This is a genomic window from Halotia branconii CENA392, from assembly GCF_029953635.1.
Taxonomy (GTDB): domain Bacteria; phylum Cyanobacteriota; class Cyanobacteriia; order Cyanobacteriales; family Nostocaceae; genus Halotia; species Halotia branconii.
In genome coordinates this window covers 305,349-326,362 of the sequence record NZ_CP124543.1, presented here as the reverse complement: position 1 = coordinate 326,362, position 21,014 = coordinate 305,349, and the positions used below count along the sequence as shown (strand labels likewise).

The 21,014-nt window shown below is 41.8% G+C and carries 8 protein-coding genes; all 8 read left to right on the top strand.

What is annotated here, in order from left to right:
- The first annotated feature begins 144 nt into the window (after positions 1–144).
- The 8 genes from QI031_RS01425 to QI031_RS01390 all read left to right on the top strand — a co-directional run bounded on the left by QI031_RS01425 (position 145) and on the right by QI031_RS01390 (position 20,694).
- Complete coding sequence (locus QI031_RS01425) at positions 145–9,531, top strand: type I polyketide synthase (RefSeq protein ID WP_281483460.1); 9,387 nt, start codon at positions 145–147, stop codon at positions 9,529–9,531.
- A 167-nt stretch (positions 9,532–9,698) separates the two neighbouring features.
- Entirely contained in the window at positions 9,699–14,711 is a 5,013-nt protein-coding gene (locus QI031_RS01420; RefSeq protein ID WP_281483459.1) for a non-ribosomal peptide synthetase, read from the top strand.
- Between the two features lie 301 nt (positions 14,712–15,012).
- Entirely contained in the window at positions 15,013–15,966 is a 954-nt protein-coding gene (locus tag QI031_RS01415) for a PEP-CTERM sorting domain-containing protein (protein WP_281483458.1), read from the top strand.
- 146 nt (positions 15,967–16,112) lie between these two features.
- Positions 16,113–17,198 (top strand): spondin domain-containing protein, encoded by a 1,086-nt coding sequence (locus tag QI031_RS01410; protein ID WP_281483457.1) that lies wholly within the window; start codon positions 16,113–16,115, stop codon positions 17,196–17,198.
- 498 nt (positions 17,199–17,696) lie between these two features.
- Positions 17,697–18,131 (top strand): hypothetical protein, encoded by a 435-nt coding sequence (locus QI031_RS01405; RefSeq protein ID WP_281483456.1) that lies wholly within the window; start codon positions 17,697–17,699, stop codon positions 18,129–18,131.
- 222 nt (positions 18,132–18,353) lie between these two features.
- Positions 18,354–18,953: a cupin domain-containing protein gene (locus QI031_RS01400; protein ID WP_281483455.1), complete on the top strand. Its 600-nt coding sequence runs from the start codon at positions 18,354–18,356 to the stop codon at positions 18,951–18,953.
- A gap of 146 nt (positions 18,954–19,099) precedes the next feature.
- Positions 19,100–19,852: a DUF4386 domain-containing protein gene (locus QI031_RS01395; protein ID WP_281483454.1), complete on the top strand. Its 753-nt coding sequence runs from the start codon at positions 19,100–19,102 to the stop codon at positions 19,850–19,852.
- An 86-nt stretch (positions 19,853–19,938) separates the two neighbouring features.
- Positions 19,939–20,694: a thioesterase II family protein gene (locus QI031_RS01390; RefSeq protein ID WP_281483453.1), complete on the top strand. Its 756-nt coding sequence runs from the start codon at positions 19,939–19,941 to the stop codon at positions 20,692–20,694.
- Positions 20,695–21,014 lie beyond the last annotated feature (320 nt).

The following is a 21,014-nucleotide window of genomic DNA, read 5'->3' as shown; positions in this document are numbered from 1 at the left end:
GTTACGGAGGGAAACCCTCCTGACAACTTTTCGCTGCGACTCTGCGTGATATAAATTCATGTTTTAATTCACAACAGAGTGATGAAAATTTATTTTTCTCTAATCTCTAGTCCCTAATTCACACAACACCAAGGAAAAGGTAGTATGACTGTTTCCTTTCAATATTTAAAATTTTCTTCACTAGTAGAACTACTGCGCTACAGAGCCTTACACCAACCTGATAGATTAGCTTTTACTTTTTTGCAGGATGGAGAAATAGAAACAGCTAGTTTAACTTATCAAGAATTAGACCAAAAAGTACGAGCGATCGCAGCTTATCTCCAGTCTATCAAAGCGAGTGGCGAACGAGCCTTATTACTCTACCCGTCTGGCTTAGAATTTATTACCGCTTTCTTCGGCTGTTTATATGCAGGAGTTGTAGCCGTTCCAGCTTACCCACCCAAACAAAATCAAAAGCTCACCAGATTACAATCAATCATCACAGATGCTCAAGCAAAGGTAGCTCTAACCACCACATCTCTATTCGAGAATATCAAAAAACGCTTTGACCAAGATACAGAACTAACAGATTTACATTTACTCGCTACCGATGGCATTGCTGATGACTTAGCCTCAAACTGGCAAAAACCGGAAGTTAACAGCGACACTTTAGCCTTTCTACAATACACTTCCGGTTCTACTGGTTCGCCCAAGGGAGTCATGGTCAGTCATGGCAACCTGCTACATAACTTGGAGTATATCAGGCAAGCATTTGAACTTACTCCTGATACTGTATCTGTGTCTTGGCTGCCTGGATTTCATGATATGGGTTTGATTGATGGACATTTACAACCCATATATACAGGATTTAAATGTATCCTGATGCCCCCTGCATCGTTTGTACAGCGTCCGATTCGCTGGTTGCAAGCAATTTCGCATTATCAAGCAAATCATTCGGGTGGCCCTAATTTTGGTTATGACCTCTGCGCTAGCAGCAAATTGACTCCAGAACAAATAGAATCCCTCGATTTAAGTCATTGGCATAGCGCCTACAGCGGTTCTGAACCTGTTCGTCAAGAAACAATGGCACGGTTTGCAGCGAAGTTTAAGCCCGCTGGTTTCCGGACTAACTTATTTTATCCTTGCTACGGTTTGGCTGAGTCCACTTTGATGGTTTCAGGTGGCAATGTCAAAGACGAACCGATTTATTGTCAAGTTGAAGCCGAAGCACTCGAACAAAACCGGATTGTTCCAGCTAATGCAGATACTAAAAATATTAGACATTTGGTGGGGTGTGGGCATTCTTGGCTAGATACAAAAATTGTCATTGCTAACCCAGAGACAATGACGCAATGTGCAGTCAACGAAGTCGGAGAAATTTGGGTTGCTAGTTCTAGTGTGGCTCAAGGTTATTGGCAAAGACCAGAAGCGACAGCGCAAACATTTCAAGTATATTTGCAAGATGGAAGTAAGCCATTTCTGCGTACCGGTGATTTCGGATTTTTACAGGATGGTGAGTTGTTCGTTACCGGACGCGTCAAGGACATGATTATTATCCGGGGTCGTAATCACTATCCCCAGGATATCGAATCGACAGTGGTCAAAAGTCATCCAGCTTTACGGATTGGTTTCGCGGCGGCGTTTGCAATTGAAGTAGATAGCGAAGAACAACTCGTTGTGACTTGCGAGGTTGAACGGACTGCGATTCGCAAGTTGAATGTTGATGAAGTTGTGGCGGCTATCCGACAAACGGTGTCTGAGGAACATGAGTTACAGGTTTATGCTGTAGCGCTGCTGAAGCCTGCAAGTATTCCGAAAACTTCTAGTGGGAAAATTCAGCGTCATGCTTGTCGGGCTAAGTTTTTGGAGGGTACGTTGGATGTTGTGGATATGTGGCAGGGTCAAGCAGGATATGAAAGGCTCACGCAAAGGCGCAAAGGCGCAAAGGCAGAAGGAAAGCAAGCAGAAGTTATTCAAGTTTGGTTGGTTGATAAGGTTTCACAGCAGTTAAAGATTGCGTCTCAAAGCATAGATGTTCAAGAACCTTTTGCGCGTTATGGTTTGGATTCGCTGGCGGCGATGATGCTTTCTACGGAATTGGAAGATTGGTTGGGATTGAGTCTTTCTCCGACTTTGGTTTATGATTATCCTTCTATTGCGGCTTTGGCTGAACATTTGGCTGTGGTGGTGGAAAATTCCCAGCCAGAATTAGAGTTTGATGTGGTGACAGATGAAAGTGGTAAGAATGACGCAACAGATGCGATCGCAATTATAGGCATAGGTTGTCGTTTTCCAAAAGCGAAAGACCCGGAAGCGTTCTGGCAACTGTTACGAACTGGTACTGATGCCATTGTAGAAGTACCGGGCGATCGCTGGGATATTCAGCAAGTTTACGATGACCAACCAGCAACACCAGGAAAAATGAATACCCGTTGGGGGGGATTCCTGGAAGATGTGGATCAATTTGATGCTGGTTTCTTTGGCATCAGTCCCCGCGAAGCCGAAAGTATCGACCCGCAGCAACGGTTGGTGTTAGAGGTGAGTTGGGAAGCGTTGGAGAATGCTGGCATTGCCCCACAAAAATTAAAAGGCAGTCAAACTGGGGTATTTATCGGTATTAGCACTAATGATTATGCGCGGTTGCAGTTTAACCATCCCACTGGCACTGATGCTTACTTTGGTACTAGTTCGGCGTTCAGCATTACCGCCAATCGCTTATCTTATTTACTAGATTTACGTGGGCCGAGTTGGGCAGTAGATACAGCTTGTTCTTCTTCACTCGTTGCAGTGCATCAAGCTTGCCAAAGTCTGCGTCAAAAAGAGTCGGAATTAGCTTTAGCTGGTGGGGTCAATCTCATCCTAACTCCCGAATTAACGATCGCTTTTTCTCAAGCGCAAATGATGGCAGACGACGGCCATTGTAAGACATTTGATGCTAGTGCTAACGGTTATGTTCGCGGTGAAGGCTGCGGTGTTGTTGTCTTGAAGCGTCTTGGTGATGCTAAGAGGGATCAAGACCAGGTTTTAGGAATTATTAGAGGTTCGGCAGTTAACCAAGATGGTCGTAGCAATGGATTGACAGCACCTAATGGTCCTTCTCAGCAAGCAGTTGTGCGTCAGGCTTTGGAAAAGGCGCAAATACAACCTGCACAAATTAGTTATGTGGAAACGCACGGTACTGGTACGCCCTTGGGAGATCCGATTGAGGTCAATTCTTTGAAAGAAGTGCTAACGCCATCATGTTCTTGCTGGATTGGTTCGGTAAAAACCAATATCGGTCATTTGGAGGCGGCATCGGGAATTGCTAGTTTGATTAAAGTGGTGCTGGCGTTACAGCATCAAGAGATTCCAGCTAATTTACATTTGCAGCAGCTTAACCCTCATATCAAGTTAGAGGGCAGTGGTTTGGCGATTCCTACTGAAGGTCAGGTCTGGACGAAAGAGCCGCGATTTGCTGGTGTAAGTGCGTTTGGGTTTGGTGGGACTAATGCTCATGTGATTTTGGAGGAAGGTCAAGAAACGAACCGCAGAGGACGCAAAGGACACGGAGGAAGAGTTTCAGAGTTTGAGCGTCCTAAGCATTTGTTGACTCTCTCGGCGAAGAGTGAAAAGGCGTTGCGAGAATTAGCGCAGAAGTATGGACAATTTTTAGCGACAAATCCCCAAGTTGCTGTTGCTGATGTCTGTTTTACTAGTAACACGGGGCGATCGCATTTTGATTATCGTCTAGCTGTGGTTGCTGAATCTACTGCTCAGTTAAGCGAACAACTTAATACTTTTGTTAATTCGGCAATAGTTAATCGGCCAGAAATAAATAAGTCTCGTAAAATTGCGTTTCTCTTTACCGGACAAGGTTCTCAGTATGTCGGAATGGGACGACAACTCTATGAAACCCAGCCAGTTTTTCGCCGCACCTTGGAACGCTGCGATGAAATTCTCCGGGCTTATCTAGAACAACCTCTATTGTCAGTTATTTACCCTGAGTCAAATACAAACTCGGTGTTAAATGAAACTGCCTATACGCAACCAGCTTTATTTGCCTTGGAATATGCCCTTTTTGAACTGTGGAAATCTTGGGGAATTGTCCCAGATATAGTTATCGGTCACAGTGTTGGGGAATATGCTGCGGCTTGTGCTGCTGGGGTGTTCAGTTTAGAAGATGGGTTGAAGTTAATTGCCGAAAGAGGGCGACTGATGCAAGCGTTACCTCCTAATGGCATGATGGCGGCAGTTTTGACCGATGAGCAACGGGTAGTGGATGCTATTGCGCCTTCTTCAGACGTATCTATTGCTACTGTGAATAGTCCCAAGCAAACTGTGATTTCGGGAACCAAAGCAGCTGTGCAAAAAGTGTTGAAACACTTCGAGTCTGAGAAAATTTCTGCCAAGGCGTTAAAAGTTTCCCACGCTTTTCACTCTCCTTTGATGAACCCGATGCTGGAGTCTTTTGAAAAGATTGCTGCCTCGGTGAAGTTTAACGCGCCTCGCATTCCTTTAGTTTCTAACTTGACGGGTGAAATCCTCAGCAATCAAGATGTTCCTGATGCTAATTATTGGTGTCGTCATATTCGAGAAGCGGTCAGATTTTCAGCAGGGATGGAGACGTTACATCGTCAAGGTTATGACTTATTTTTGGAAATCGGCCCCAATTCTACGCTGTCGAATTTAGGAAAGCAGTGTTTACCAAAAGAAGTTGGGACTTGGTTGACTTCTCTTACCAAAGAGGATAACTGGCAGTCGTTACTTAACAGCTTGGCAACACTATACACCCTCGGCGTAGATGTGGACTGGGACGGCTTTGATCGAGATTTTACACGCGCTAAGTTAGCACTTCCTACTTATCCGTTTCAGCGTCAACGTTTTTGGATTAAAACCGACGGAGGAAATAATACCAAATTGAATACTACAACAGATGAACTCGGCAAACAAAGCCCGCAGAATTATGAAGAAACGAACCGCCAAGGACACAAAGTACGCAAAGAAATGAGAGTTTTAGAGAGTTCTAAATACTTTTATGAGTGGCAATGGCAACCTCAGCAGCTAGTTGAAACGGGAGAGATTCCGCCAGGGGCTGTCCTCATTTTTAAGGACGCTCTTATGGTTGCTAAAAACCTGGAGAAGCTGTTTGATGCGGAAAAATATCCTGTTTATTTTGTAACTGCTGGTCAAAAGTTCCAACAAAAAACAGAACGCCATTTTATTATCAATCCTGCTTCGCCATTCGATTATGACCAACTGATTCAAGCTTTAAAAGAGCAAGGTTTGACGATTACAGCTATTGTTCACCTTTGGAATTATAATCAAGCTGCTATCTCTCGGTTGCCTGTAGATTCTCACGATTCTGTACTGCAAGAAGGTATGTACAGTCTGCTGTATTTGGGGCAAGCACTTGTCAAACATTACGGTAATTCTCCCATCAATCTCCTACTGTTAACTCAGGGTGCTTACGTAACATCTGCAAATGATACTCTTCAGGGTTTACACCAAGTAATGGGCGCAACTTTAGCCCAGACAATTACTCAAGAACACAATAATATTCAAGCAAAGGTAGTAGATATTACACCTGGGAGTGCATCTCCAGAAACACTGGCTCAAATTTTGTTCCAAGAATTGCCAGCTAAACCTGACAAGGAAGGGATTGTAGTTATTCGCCAAGGACAAAGATTCATTCGGCTTTTAGAAAGAATGGAAATTCCGGCTGGCAAGGAATTTCAGTCTGTCTTGACACCGGGAGATACTTGGTTGATTACTGGTGGTGTGAGTGATGTTGGGGCAGAAATCGCTAAAGGAATGGTGAGTCGCGCACCGATTAATTTAGTCCTCACTGGTCGTCATCCCCTACCACCAAAAGCAGAATGGCATTTGCATGAAGGTGACAATAAACGCATTCAGATTATTCAAAATCTAGAACAACTAGGAGCTACGGTACTTTATCACGCTGTAGATGTGACGGATGCCGAAGGGATGCAGCTGTTGATGGAAACTATCCATGAGCAGTTTGGACAGTTACATGGAGTCATCCATGCGGCTGGGGTGCAGGATCAAACTCGATTTAAACTGTTACAAAAAACACCCGAAACAGTGGCGGAGGTACTTGCACCCAAAGTTGAGGGAACCATTATTTTAGATAATGTCACCCAAAACGAACCTTTGAAATGCTTTGCTGTGATATCCTCTGCGGCGGCATCAAAAGCTGAATGGGGAGCGAACTTAGGAGACTACGCAGCAGCTAATATCTTCTTAGATAACTATGCAACATACCGCACCCAACGCGGCGCGCCCGGACATTCGCTTGCTGTTAATTTCTCTCTGTGGCGCGACAAGGGAATGGCAAAAATCGGCGGACAAGCGCTGGTAATTTTGGCGAAAGTCAAAGGATTGAAACTTCTAGAAGCAGACCAAGCTGTGAATGCTTTTATTGAAGCTTTGTCTTTAGATGATTCTGTAGTTCACATTGTGGATTTACTGGAAAAAGAAACAAAATCCCCAAAAATCACTGAATTATCCCAACCCCTAGCCCCTAGCCCCCAGCCCCTAGCCCCTCTTCCCCAACCCCTAGCCCCTCTTCCCCAACCCCTAGTCCCTCTTCCCCAACCTAAAACTCAAAATATCCGGCGACTGGTTCGAGACATACTCAGTCAATATGTGACAATTCCCCAAGAACAAGTAGAAGGATACAGGTCTTTTCAAGAGTTAGGGCTAGATTCTCTAGGCGCTGTAGAAGCAATTAAACAATTAAGTCTAACCTTCAAACATCAATTATCTCCCACACTTTTCTTTGAATATCAAACACCGGATGAATTAGCAGACCATCTAGAAAAACAGTATGGTGATGCAATTTCAACCGCAGAAACGCCTATCAACAAGCCTAAAAAGGAGACTCCAACTAATTCGATGCTGCAACAATCAAACTTTAAAGCAATGGATGTAAAACAAGAAGATATTGCAATTATCGGCATGGCTTGTAAAATTCCTGGGGCTGATAATTTAGAGCAATATTGGCAGTTTCTCGATGAAAAACGCTCCTTTATTAAAGAAGTTCCGAGCGATCGCTGGCTAGTTGAAGATTATTATGAGGAGAATGGAACAGCCCCGCATACGACCTATTGTAAACGTGGTGGTTTTATCGAAAATCCCTTTGACTTTGACCCGATGTTCTTTGGCATTTCGCCACGAGAAGCAACGGCGATGGACCCCCAACAACGGGTATTTTTAGAGGTATCTTGGCAAGCTTTACAACAAGCAGGTTATGGCGGCAAATACCGCACGAAAGATATCGCTGTCATTGTTGGTGGCGACCAAAATAACTATGTAGAACACTTTTTTAATTATCAGTACGGTACTGTTCTCAAGCGGCGTTTGCACAAAACTTCTTGGTTTGAGCAACTCACTCCTACTGAGCAGAAAAACTTACTCGATACAGTTTCAGATGTTCTCAAACCCAGCGAATTGATGCCCGAAGCAACCGCAGGTAACGAGTTAAATCAAATCGCGGCGCGGGTGAGTCACTGTTTAGATTTAATGGGGCCAAGTTTGGAAGTAGGTACTGCATGTTCTTCTTCTTTAGTCGCAATTCACCTGGCTTGTGAAAGTATCCGGGCGGGGGATACTTGCATGGCGATCGCAGGCGGTGTTAACCTCAACCTCAGTCCTACTCCTTTTACTTTCCTCAGCCGCGTTCAAGCTTTTTCTCCCACCGGTGAATGTTTCCCATTCGATAGCCGCGCTAATGGTATGGTTGTCGGCGAAGGTACAGGCGCAGTTGTTCTCAAATCCTTGCGAAAAGCCTTAGAAGATGGCGATTACATTCACGCTGTCATCAAAGGTTCCGCCATCAACAACGACGGACATTCTCAAGGCATCACCGCCCCGAAACCAGAAGGTCAAGCCGAAGCGATTCGTAAGGCTTACAATAAATTTGGCATCGACCCGGAAACTATCTCCTACATTGAAACTCACGGCACAGGCACAATGTTAGGCGACCCCGTAGAAGTTGAGGGCATTACCAAAGCTTTCCGTGATTTCACCAGCCGTAAAGGTTTTTGCGGTATCGGTTCTGTTAAATCCTCTATTGGTCATTTGATGGCTGGTTCCGGTGTTGTCAGCTTGATTAAAGTTGTACTCGCCATGCAGCACGGCAAAATTCCGCCAACTGTAGGCTTTGAACAACCGAGTCCTCATATCGATTTTGCTAATACACCTTTATATGTAGTAGGTGGAGAAGGTAAACCTTGGACAAGCGATGGCGAATTGTTACGCGCCGGAGTTAACGGTTTTGGATTTGGTGGTACGAATTGTCACCTAATTGTGGAACAATCTCCCATTTCACAGTCTGTTAAGTCTGAAGAACCAACTTCCCCACATTTATTGTGCTTAACTGGACGCAACCAAAAAGTTCTCAAAGAAATTGTCAAACAACTACACGAGCATGTTATTCAACATCCAGAACAAGAACTATCAGAGATTTGCTTGACCCTGAGTAATTCTCAACGAGAACTATCTTACAAAGCGGCATTAGTTGTGAATAACCGCCAACATTTGTTAGATTCTCTCAATGCTATTTCTTTAGAACAAAACCAGTCCAATATTCAACTTGGTCGTTCTAATCCCCAAAAAGCTACACCAACTTATCTAGTTTTAGATAACAGCTGTACTTTTACACCAGAAGAGGCGAAAATATTAAGCGCTCGCTATCCTGAATTTAGAAAAGCCTACGCTGATTGTGAGTTTCTCTGGCGACGCACACTATCCAATTGGGAGTCAAATAATACTACTAACCTCTCACAAAAAGCACATAGTTTTGCTGTTCAATATGCCTTGTGCAACTTGTTGATGTCTCTCAAAATTCAACCAAGTGTCATATTAGCAGAAGGAATAGGAATTTTAGTTGGAGCTTGTTTAACTGCAATGTCCTCCCTTAAAGAAGCATTCATCTTATTAGCAGAATTAGAAGGAAAACACACCAACAATTCTGTCGAAGAACCAAGATTAGAAGCTCCATTAGTCACAGTTTGGAATTGCTCTATAGTAACCCCACTAGGTACTTACAAACCTTCTGGTAAGTTTACAAGTACACAATTGCAGTCACTTTTACATGTTTCTGGTTCATTAAAAGCCGAACAGTGCCAAGAAGCATGTAGTGAAACAGGAGCTTATTTACATCTAGGAAACTCTGAACTTATTAGACAGCAATTAAATATTGCAGATGACCCCCAAACTTGGATTCATGCCGAAAAAAGTCAGCCAGTCATTAATAGCTTGCTGACAATAATAGCTCGGTTATATACCGCAGGAGTCCAACTTAATAGCCTAGGTTTATTTCCTCAAGGACTGCGGAGAGTACCGCTACCAACTTATCCATTCGAGCGCAAAACTTATAAAGCACCAATTGATTATAGCGAACCGAAATTTACAGAAGCTGTAGAAATTGATGGCTTGCTATTAATAGAACACCTAGCAACACTATCACCAGAACAGCGACAATCTAGCTACAACGCTTTACTTCAAGAATTTGGTTTCGCTGCTAAAACTGTGGAAAATATCAATAATTAGAGTGGAATTTAAACGCAAAGGGGCGCAGAGTTTAACGCAAAGGAACGCAAAGTTTGTTTTCATGCCACAAAGCAAAACCCCTCTAAAACTCTTCCCCTTTGTGTACTTTGCGTCCTTGGCGGTTCGTTTCTCTTCATCTTTCATTTACTAGTATTTATTGGAGCATTATGAGCCAGAACAACTTGCAACTACAAATCTTCACCTTTATTGCCAAAATCACAGGACACGATGTCGAAGACTTAGAACCAGATATGTATCTGGAAAGCGATATGGGACTAGACTCTATCAAAATGGTAGAGCTACTCAACACCTTTATTCAAATGGTTCCCCAGGAAAAGCAAGCTGAATTTTTGCAAGTTGTCCCAATGGAACAATTAATGCAACTGCAAACTTTAGCAGAAGTTTTACAACTCGCTCAAACTTGGATTGCACCTCAAGAATCAGTTACATCTACACTAACTGTTGCTATATCTGCAACTACTACTGTTGTATCATCCCAGCCAGAAACAAAAGCAGAAGAAGTACCAATTTTAGATGCTCAATATATCTTCTTAGCTTCCCACTGGGCTGTATCTACTTGTAGTTTATGCTCCACATTGCGGTTGAATGGGGCTTTCAATCCCCAAGTTTTTCGCCAAAGTTGGCAAGAACTACTGACTCGCCACCCGATGCTGAGAGCATACTTTTCCATTCCTGCTGGGTCAACTAGTTTTAAAGATTATCGCTTGATGGTGCTGGATAATCCCACGCCTCCAGAAATTGCCATTACAGATTTAAGAAATTGCGATCGCTCTACTCAAGAATACCGCATCAATGAGGAAGTAAATCGTTGCATCAATTCCAGATGGGATATCTCCCAGTGGCCATTGCATAAGTTCTTTGTCTTCCAGCTTGAAGATGCCGTTTACGAAGTCTTTTTCACCAATCATCACCTGATTTCTGATGGTTTGAGTAACCAAATCGTGTTACGCGACTTCATGGAAATTTATAGTGCAAGACTCAATGGCACTGAACCAATTTTACCAGCTGCGATCGCAGTTGCAGATTATCAAGCGATCGCTAACACTCTCAATACCTGGGAAAATCAACAAGCAGAACAATCTCTGCACAAATATTTAAGCAAGCAGGGCAAAGATAAATCTGTTTGGAATCCCCAAGGCAGTACCGTCAAATATAACTCTACCAACATCGCGACTTTATCCTACCGCCTGAGTCGCAAAGTCACAGATGACTTAATTAGCCGTACCCGCGACTGGCGTTTACCGCTAAATTCTTTGGTAGTTGGTGCTTATTTAAGAGCTGCTGCTAAGTTTTGCAAGTTGCCCGATTCTGCGATCATTAACGTCCCAACAAGCGGACGCATCTATCCAGGGGTAGATATTCCTAACGAAATTGGCTGTTTTGCTCAAAATCTCGCCCTGAGTTTCCGAGCGCCAACGGCTGATGAGAATTGGTCTAATTTCCTCTATGGGATTCATTCGGAAATTCATACAACCTTAGCAGCTAATCACGACAACGCTCAAACTCGTCAAATGGGGATTTGGCTGCGAGAAAAAGTAGCTTTGGAAAATGGCAAAATTCCTCCAACTGCTGCTAGTTTAATGCAGATGGGAATGAAAGCTAACTTATTCCTCTCCAACATGGGTCAAACCCATATCAAACCTGAGTATGGTTCCCTGAAGATTCTCAACTACCGTTCGGCTACCGTTACTAATGCTGGCACTGTAGACACATTGGTAGAGATATTCGATAACTGCTTACACTTAAATACTAGTTATGACAGCAGTTTCTTTAGTGAATCTCTCGTTGATAGTTTCTGCAAACAATTGATTGCCAACATTGAAGAACTCGCATCTTTGCAAGTTCAGCCCCAACAAACGACTCAAGCACTATCATCGTTACCAACAGATAATCACATCAAATCTATCCTGCAACAGATAGCCACAGAAGTTTGCCATAACTCCATCACTGACACAGCTTTAGACAAAGATTTAGTCGTGGATTTGGGATTAGATTCCCTAGAACTTATCCGCATCATTACCAAGTTAGAAAAACAGTTAGGTAAGGTGAATCGTCAGGCTTTACTATCTTGCCGAAGCCTGGGAGAAATGCTTTATACACTCAGCCAGGGACAAGCACCAGCGATTGTTGCAGCCACTCCCCAGCCAATAGAAATCCCTTACTTAGAAATTATCGAACAAGTTAAGCGCACTCCTGATGCAGTGGCTATTATTGATGGCAACGTCAAACTCACATATCAACAACTGCATCGTCTGTCTAATCAAGTTGCTAATTACTTGCAAACTCTAGGAGTCAAACCAGGAGTTTTAGTAGGTATGATGCTCAACCCTGGTTATTTGATGTGGGTTGGCATATTAGGCATTCTCAAGGCTGGAGGAGCTTATGTTCCTTTAGATCCAACTTATCCTCATGAACGCATTCAATACATATTAGAACATGCTGAAGTGCAAACTTTATTAACTGAACATCAGCTGAATGCAAAATTAACAGAATGTCTGACAGCACAGTTACCGTTGTCTACTTTAGTGTTCTTGGATGAGGGAGAAGCTTTAAGCGGGACAACTTTAACCCAAGTTAATCAAAGTGCTTGGTCTGGTAGTTCTGAACAAGTTCCTACTAGCGTTAATACTCCTGATGATTTGATGACAGTGTTGTATACCTCCGGTTCTACAGGTCGCCCCAAAGGAGTGATGCTGAATCACCGGGGTTACATGAACCGCCTCAACTGGATGCAAAAAGCCTTTCAGTTGTCGCCTGGGGAACGAGTCGCCCAAAAAACATCTTGCTGCTTTGATATCTCAGTCTGGGAAATATTCTGGCCGTTGATGGTAGGCGCTACAGCTTGTCCTGTGAAGCGGGAAGTTGTGAGAAATCCCTGGAGTTTAGTGCAGTGGATGCATGACACCCAAATTAATATCATGCATTTCGTTCCTTCCCTATTCGGAGAGTTTGTCACTGCTTTAGAAGAAGAAGCGTGGACATTTCCTCACTTGCGTTGGTTAGTATTTAGTGGTGAAGCCTTACCAGTATCTTTCATTCAACGTTGGTTAGATAAATATGGCACTAAAGTTGGTTTAGCCAATCTTTACGGTCCTACGGAAGCATCTATAGATGTTACCGCCCATATCATTCCCGATAGTGTACGGGAAGAAACTAGTATTCCGATTGGCAAAGCAATTGACAATGTGAATATTGTTCTCCTAGATGAACAAATGCAGCCTGTGCAGCCGGGTGAGTTAGGAGAACTGTGGATTGGTGGCGTACAGTTGGCGCTTGGTTATCTCAAAAATCCCGAAAAAACAGAGCAATCTTTCCGCCCCAACCCCATTGCAGACATCAATAGCAAATATCTCTACCGGACTGGCGATTTAGCCAAGCAATTACCTGATGGTAGCTTTGAATATCACGGACGAATTGACCACCAAGTTAAAATACGTGGTTTCCGTGTGGAATTGGGAGAAATCGAGAATGTTCTCAACACTCACCCAGATATTCGAGAAGCCGCTGTTGTCGCTATAGATTATGAGTCAGGACAGAAAAAGCTAGTAGCTGGTGTAGTTAGTCAACAGGTAGATAACAAACAACTCAAAGAATATATAGGACGCTGGCTACCTGATTACATGATTCCGCACCGGATAGAACTGTTAGACAGTTTACCTAAAAATCATAACGGCAAACTGGATCGTAAGGCGATCGCAGCTATCCTCAACGGCGAAACCCCTTGTACAGATGCGATTAATCGCGTCTCTACAGATGAATACCTACCCCTTGGCCCTGCACAACGCTGGGTAATGAAATACTTTGAACCTCCTTATCAATGGACTGGTTACACCCGTTTTCTTTACCGCCATCCTTTAGAATTGAGTGTTTTCCACCAAGCTTTTAACCTCCTTGTAGAACGCTATTCTGCTTTGCGGACAGTATTTGTTCAAAAAGACGGTCAATGGCAACAAAAAGTCATTCAACCAACTGAACCATTAAAGGCAGTACTATACGATGGCACTCATCTAACAGCCCAAAAACGAGATGAAGAAGTTCGTAACTTAATTCAACAAGCTGGTGAACAACTGCAAATTGACCAGTGGCCGTTAATTAAGATAATTATCGTCAAAGTCAATGATTCATGTTACGACATCGCCTTCATTGGACATCATTTAATTGGTGATTTACTCAGCAACGGTTTAGTTTTCCAAGAATTTTGGTTTACCTACACTCAAAATTTAGGCAATCCAAATAATATTAATCTGACAACAACCAACAAACCTGCTTACAATGATTATGTGCGTCTATTAATGGAAAAAGAAGCCCAAGGTGATTTAGATAAGCACATTTATTACTGGTTGTACCAATTTCCATCACAAAAATATGCTTTTCAAGTTCCTTTTGATTTTGAAAAAGGAGAAAATATTGAATCTTCTGCGGCTCAAAAAAGATTTCTTCTACCCAAACCCCAAAGTGAAATTTTACTAACCAAAGGTAAGCAATATTATGTTTGCAATCTTTATAGCCTTTTACTTGCTCCTCTATATCGCTTGCTGGCTGAATGGAGTGGACGAAATGGAGTAGTATTGAGTCATCGTAGTCACGGTAGAGACTTAGGCAATAATCACAGATTCTTTGACAGCGTTGGCAATTTTGCAGTTAACTTCCCTATGGGTATTACGGTTGAAGAAAAAACCAGATGGGAACCAATAATTAAGCAAATCAAACAACAATTTGAATGGCTGCCAATGAACGGCGTTACTTTCGATTGGTTGTCTGATAAACTCCCAGATTATATGTACCCAGATACTCATTTAACACCTGTGAGAGCTAATTATTTGGGCAACCGCACAATTCCTGACTCTCAGGTATTTGAGTTCATTCAAGAAGATTGGGATCGTCGTTTATCTCCTCCCCAACAAAAGCGTACAACTCTATTAGAGTTTTTCTTCACTCTTGCTAATGGGTGTTTAGAAGTAGAGATTGAATACTCTAGTAATTTCCATCTACCAACAACTATTAGTCAGTTGGGTGAGCGATATTTAGAATTAGTGAACGATATGGTAGCAGCTGTACCAGTGAAATCTGCAACTAACGAAAGTAAGAGTCATCAATCTCAACTCAACTCTCGTAATCAAAATGGTCGCACTGCCAGTTTACAGGAATTAACAGTGTAACTCATTAGACTTCTTGCAAAAGTCCTTATTCTTAGCTTCTTCTTTGCGTTTTTGCGTCTTTGCGTGAGACAAAAAGATATTTATGCAAGAGGTCTATTGTTTGTAGTAAGGACTTTAGTCCTTACTACGAACTTATACCAATCACAAGTACGAATTTTTAACCTAGCAATAACTTAGTGCTAACCTCAAGATTGCTAGAATAACAAATTTGTAAAAAATAGTAGAAAAAACAAAACTTGAATTAAGTGAAAGTACTGGTAAAGTACTGAAGAGAATAAGTAATGAAGGTGCAATTTTAACTATGCGTAATTCCTTTTCAACTGTCCTTGTTACCACTACTGTTGCAGTCTCGACTGCTTTACCAGTTCAAGCTGCGACTTTCGACTTCAGCAAATTACAATTGATTTCCACAAAACCCATTGCAGCTAATTCCGAATTATCTTTCTTTGGGAGTTTAGATAATAACGAAGGTCAAACAGCATTCTTTAATCCTGACCCGAATGCCTTAGACAGAGGACATTCAGAAATTAGCCCTAATTCAGGAAACTTTGCACCTTACTACGCAACTGGGCGCAATGCTAGCCCTGAAAATAGTGGTGCTACTAGAGCCGCAAGTTTAGAAGAAGTGACAAATTTTCCCAACTTTTTCAATTATTTGAACAGTAACTCGATTGCTCTCAATAATATTGGTTTTAGTTATGGTCAAAAAAGCGATCGCGATTTCAAGGAAGCCTGGAATTTAGGAGAAGATAAACTTGGTCAAGATTGGTTAGCTAGTCCTACTTCAACAATTGAAGAAAGAATTTATACAGCTAATCCTGATGCTGTTGAGAGCTATTTCTCCTTAGGTAATACTAAGATAGTCGATTTAGGATATACCCCTTTTTATGTACTTTTTGAGTACGGTGAAACACCAGCACTTGAAGATAATATTGACCTATTCTATACAGAACCAGTTAAAGCTACAAAAGTCGCTGGTTTAGATCCATTAGCATCAGGTTTAGCAGATGCGTTTTTACAAGACGTAGAAAACAACGGAGGTAATGTTCAGCTAGTTCTAGAAGACATTGCAGCTGAAGATGGTGCTTTTTCATTTGGTAATGGCTTTAGCATCTTAAACTTTCCATTACCTTTATCAGTCCGCGCCGTCTCCGTTCCTGAACCGTCTACAATCTTAGGATTTTTAATGCTTGCAGTTTCAGGTATATTCGCTTATCCAAAACAACAGAAAAAAGCCAGAAATACCTTGAAGTAATACCAATTCTGAGTGCCTTAATTACGAACTACGTTAGCGCAGCGTAAAGCCTGCGGCATGGCTTCGCTTAGAGCGAGTCTTCGATAGCGAAGCGTTAGCGACGCAGGAGCGTCGCGTCATTACGAATTACGAATTGGAGAACAGAGATGGCTATTTTTAGAAAAATGGGTATGTACTTTCATACCTTGCTCACAGCCACAATGATTACAACTGGAGCAGTCATAGCGTCACCATCCACAGCAGCAACTTTAAGAGTTACTGTTGAAAATGTGGCTCCAGACCAGGGAATTAACTTAGGCCATTTCTGGCTAGGCCTTCATGATGGAAGTTTTGATGCTTTCAACGTGGGTGAACCAGCTTCAGATGGAGTTGCTCTTTTAGCTGAAGAACAGGTGGTTGGTCTTGGTGCGAGGATTCTAGCGGATTTTAATATTCCTGTGCCCCAACTTACTGACATAGTGATTAACACTTTTGCAGCGGGTACTGACTATGGTTTTATATCTCCAGAGTTGCAATCTGCGTTAGAAGCAGGTAGCGATCGCCCCGCCATATCTGCAATCCTCGATTCGATTTTTAATTCCGACTTGGATGTGAACGATTTACCTCCCTCACCAGGAACTATTGCTGCTGAGTTTGCTGATAGTCCAATAGGGAAAAATGGCGGTGTTCAAGATATCTTGTTTTATCCAACATTAGCACCAATTCCTGTTGTACAACCTCCTGGAACGACTGCTTCTACAGTTTTTGAAGTCACAGATCCTCAGAAAAATCGTTTCTTCAGCTATGCTACAATGCTTTATCCTAGCGATGATGCTTTCATTGGTAATGATGATCCAAAAGCAATTCAAGTTTTTGATGAGCAAGGAAAATTTTTAGGCGCTGACTTTATTGTTTTTGGTAATCAAGCTTGGGATGCAGGTAGTTTAGTCAATAACGAGCAGATCTTTCCTACACGAGTGAAAGTACCTGAAAACGGCACGATTCAACCTCATCCTGGTTTAAAAGCCTCTGGTGAAGGTGGAGTTGTAGATTCTCAATTAGATGGATTAAGTTTTGCCAATGCTGACTTTTTAAATCCAGGCTATCAGGTAGCACACATAACTATCACGCAAGTAGATGAACCAGCCACCACTCAAGGTTTACTAGTTCTTGGTAGTTTACTGTCAATAGTTACAGTGATGAGTAAACTTAAACAACGCAAAAACAACTTGTCATCACATTTTGACTCATAAAGCTGTTTAAAAGAAACCTACTTATAATGTAGGTTTCCTCTCTACTCAATCAACCCAAAATTGCAAAACAACAGTTTGTAGTGAGGATTTCAATCCTCTTCAATAACTAAGCTTATGACTGAAATCCCTTACTACAAATTCACTAAAATTGACTGGACAGATTGTATAAAAAAACTCACTTCAATATTCATCGCTGCAAATCTGACAGTCAATTCAATTCCAACTAAAAAGTTTCTTTCTCAAGTTAATAATGTTCATCAAATAAGACTAATCGAAAGTTTCATTTAGTACTTGTGACAACTTTTTTATGCATAAATTTCACAACTCAACATAAATAGGACTTACGCAATAAGTCTCTAAAACCCTCTTAACTTTGTGTTCTTTGCGTCCTTGGCGGTTCGTTTTTCCATTTCTTTGCGTAAGTCCTGATAAAAACAAGGTCTAACTTCTAGCTAGATCAAAGTTAATTCCACTACATCGTTCACACAAGTTCAAATTATGTCTACATCAACTCCAATTATGCCTGTACCAACTCAAACAACAACTCCCGAAATTATGGCTATTTCCACTCCAACCATGCCTGTACCAACTCAAACAGTAACTCCGGAAATTCAAAAGGGTTTCAATCTTTTAGGATTAAAAGTTTCGGATATAGAATTAAATCAGCTTCAACATGGCAATATTATTTCACTAGAAAGTAGACGTTTAAGTGAAATTGGCTCAGTTTTAATACTTGCAGAAGCTCTTTCCTCACTGCATTCAGTTAAAAACATTACCTTCAACGACTTGCCAAAAGTTGTTACAGAATCTTTAAGTTGTTCTGGGATTCCTGTTCATCGTTGGAATGATGATATACTTGGTAAGTGTTACCTTCTTTTAACTTTATTAGATGGTAAACCCGCCTTTAAAATATCATCCCAGAACGTAGCGTAAATCCCAAACACTTCAAGTATGTTTTCTGGATAGATCAACAATAAAATTCCATCCATAAAGGCCATAAAGGGACATTTTGTCAGTAGTCAGTGGTTGTTAGTCAGTAGTGAAAATGTTTTAAAACCACCTACAAGGGAATGGATTATTAAACCAGATCAAAAACAACTGACTATTGACAACTGACAACTGACACTACACATTTGAACACAAAAGGATTTTTCCATGACGACATCAAAATCTTATAAAGATTTGTCGGTTTTACGTGAAAGCCTGATTTTATCAAAACAAATTGTCAATCCTGTAACAGGCGATCGCATGACAATTATTTGCTCTAGTGCTGATAGCAACGGGGAATATTTGAAAATTCAGTTTGACCTCCCACCAGGGGCAAAAGGTAGTCCCTTACATTACCACGGTTCTATGCGTGAGACATTTGAAGTTATCAGCGGCTCACTAACTATGGAACTAGGTAAAAAAAGAAATAAAAAAATACTGCGATCGGGAAATAAAGTAAACGTTTATCCTGGAATGCACCATAGTTTCTGGAATGAATCAGACGACTGGGTAACATTCATTAGTGAAATGTATCCTGCTGGTAATTTCGAGCAATTTATTACAGCTTGGTACGGTCTAGGTATAGACGGAAAAGTAAATCAGGACGGAGTACCTACCAATTTATTGCAACTAGCCTTGATTGTGCAAAAATCTGACACCACAATTGTTGGACAATCCCCATTTATCCAAAAACTAGTACTAAATGGACTAGCTAAAATTGGTCAAATTTTAAAAGTTGATCGAACCCTAGCCAAATATTGGTCGTAATTCCAGCATCAAGATTCGTGATTCGTAACTTAAAACTCTCTTAATTACGAATTACGAACTACGTTAGCGCAGCGTTAGCGAGTCTTCTCCCAAGGGGAGACGCTACGCGAACGAGCGTCACTACGAACTACTAATTAGAGGTAGCTATGACAAATCGCGTACAACTTTTGAGAACAACAGGTACTGTGTTGACTTTTCTATCTATCTCCATCAACATACCTTACGTTTTGCTGATTCAAAATTTTGAGTACGATGATATTTTGCGTGAACCTGCTAACTACATCCTGACTAAGTTTTACGAAGGTGGTTCTGGACTCATATTTACTTGGTTTGTTTTTGCTTTATTAGCATTGCTATTCATTCCAGCCAGTACTTTTTTACAAAAAGTACTAGCGCGAGAAGATACTACATATTTATCTGCTGCTACCATGATGGGTGTACTTTCCGGTATCTTACAGTCCATTGGACTGATGCGCTGGGTGTTTGTAGTTCCAGTCTTAGCCGATCAGTATGTTCAGCAAACAACCGATAGAGCAACTCGTGCTGCGATCGCAGTTGTCTTTCAAGCAATTAATCAATACGGCGGCGTTATCATCGGCGAACATTTGGGACAAACCCTACTCGCTTTTTGGACATTAGGAGTTGGTTTAGCAATGCTTGGTTCACCCTATTTTAAACCTTGGATTGCTTGGTTTGGTCTTTTCACAGTCCCTCTATTAATTCTCGGACAAAGCGAATTACTTGCAACAGTGATTCCATCTCTACCCGTATGGGAAGTAACTCCGATTGGTTTCATGCTTTGGGAACTGTGGCTGCTAATTACAGGAATTAGTCTACTTTTAACAGCAAATAAATATGAGAATAGCGACAAAAACAATAGGCAAATCTCTAGAGTGTAATAAAAGTTTTACTTAATGCAAGCGTAATTTCATCCAAGAGAGTTGTTAATACTTATTAATAACACCATTCATTACATTGGAAACTTATGATTGACACCAGCAAATGGATTGTCCGCTATCAATCCCGCCCTAAAGTTCGTCTACGCTTATTTTGCTTGCCTTACGCTGGAGGTAGTGCTTCTATATATCGTCAATGGTCAGAGCTATTACCGTCAGATATTGAAGTTTGTCCTATACAACTTCCTGGACGAGAAAACAGATCAAAAGAACCTCTTTTCAATCACGTTACGCCACTTGTTCAAAGCCTATTACCAGTATTACGTCCTTATCTAGATCTTCCTTATGCTTTTTTTGGTCATAGTATGGGAGCCTTAATCAGCTTTGAATTAGCTCGTCAAATCCACAATCAACGTTATCCTGAACCTCAACATTTATTTGTTTCCAGTCGTCGTTCTCCTCATATTTCTGCTTCAAATACTCCCATCCATCAACTACCTGAAGCCGCTTTTTGGGAAGAACTTCTTTTATATGGTGGTGTTCCAGATGCGCTGCTACAAAATCCTCAAATAGCAAAGTTTTTTCTACCGCTTTTGCGAGCAGATTTCGCTATCCATGAAACATATAAATATACTCCAGGTGTGCGATTTAATTTTCCTATCACTGCCTTTGGAGGTTTACAGGATAAAAAAGTTGAATCTGAAGAAATCATGGCTTGGCGAGAAATGACTAACAGCGATTTTGACTTACACTTATTTCCTGGCAATCACTTCTTTATTCGCCAAGAATACCATCAAATTTTGTCAATCATAGCACAAGATCTGAATAGAAAAATTGCAGCCTAATTTCTCAATTTAAATTGCATAAAACTTACGCAATAACTTTCCGAAACTCCTATTTCTCTGTTTCGCGCCAGTTGCTACCCTGCGGGTTCCGCTTTAGCGGTACAAGTCGGGAAACCGACGACAGTCGTTTCAAGTCGGCAAAGCCTTTCGGCAGCTCCTCATGGGGGAAACCACGGCACTTGCTCCACTTGGTGAGGAAGTTCAAATCTTGGACGGCACTTCCGCGGCTGCCGGGAAACCCTTTCAGCAGTCGCTCATGGGGGAAACCACGCCAGTTCCTTCAACGGGGGGAACCCCCGCAACGGACTGGCTCCCCAAGA

What these genes read in the sequence shown, in the direction of transcription:
- QI031_RS01425 (WP_281483460.1), top strand. Translation starts at nt 145, where the DNA reads ATGACTGTTTCCTTTCAATATTTAAAATTTTCTTCACTAGTAGAACTA.
- QI031_RS01420 (WP_281483459.1), top strand. Translation starts at nt 9,699, where the DNA reads ATGAGCCAGAACAACTTGCAACTACAAATCTTCACCTTTATTGCCAAA.
- QI031_RS01415 (WP_281483458.1), top strand. Translation starts at nt 15,013, where the DNA reads ATGCGTAATTCCTTTTCAACTGTCCTTGTTACCACTACTGTTGCAGTC.
- QI031_RS01410 (WP_281483457.1), top strand. Translation starts at nt 16,113, where the DNA reads ATGGCTATTTTTAGAAAAATGGGTATGTACTTTCATACCTTGCTCACA.
- QI031_RS01405 (WP_281483456.1), top strand. Translation starts at nt 17,697, where the DNA reads ATGTCTACATCAACTCCAATTATGCCTGTACCAACTCAAACAACAACT.
- QI031_RS01400 (WP_281483455.1), top strand. Translation starts at nt 18,354, where the DNA reads ATGACGACATCAAAATCTTATAAAGATTTGTCGGTTTTACGTGAAAGC.
- QI031_RS01395 (WP_281483454.1), top strand. Translation starts at nt 19,100, where the DNA reads ATGACAAATCGCGTACAACTTTTGAGAACAACAGGTACTGTGTTGACT.
- QI031_RS01390 (WP_281483453.1), top strand. Translation starts at nt 19,939, where the DNA reads ATGATTGACACCAGCAAATGGATTGTCCGCTATCAATCCCGCCCTAAA.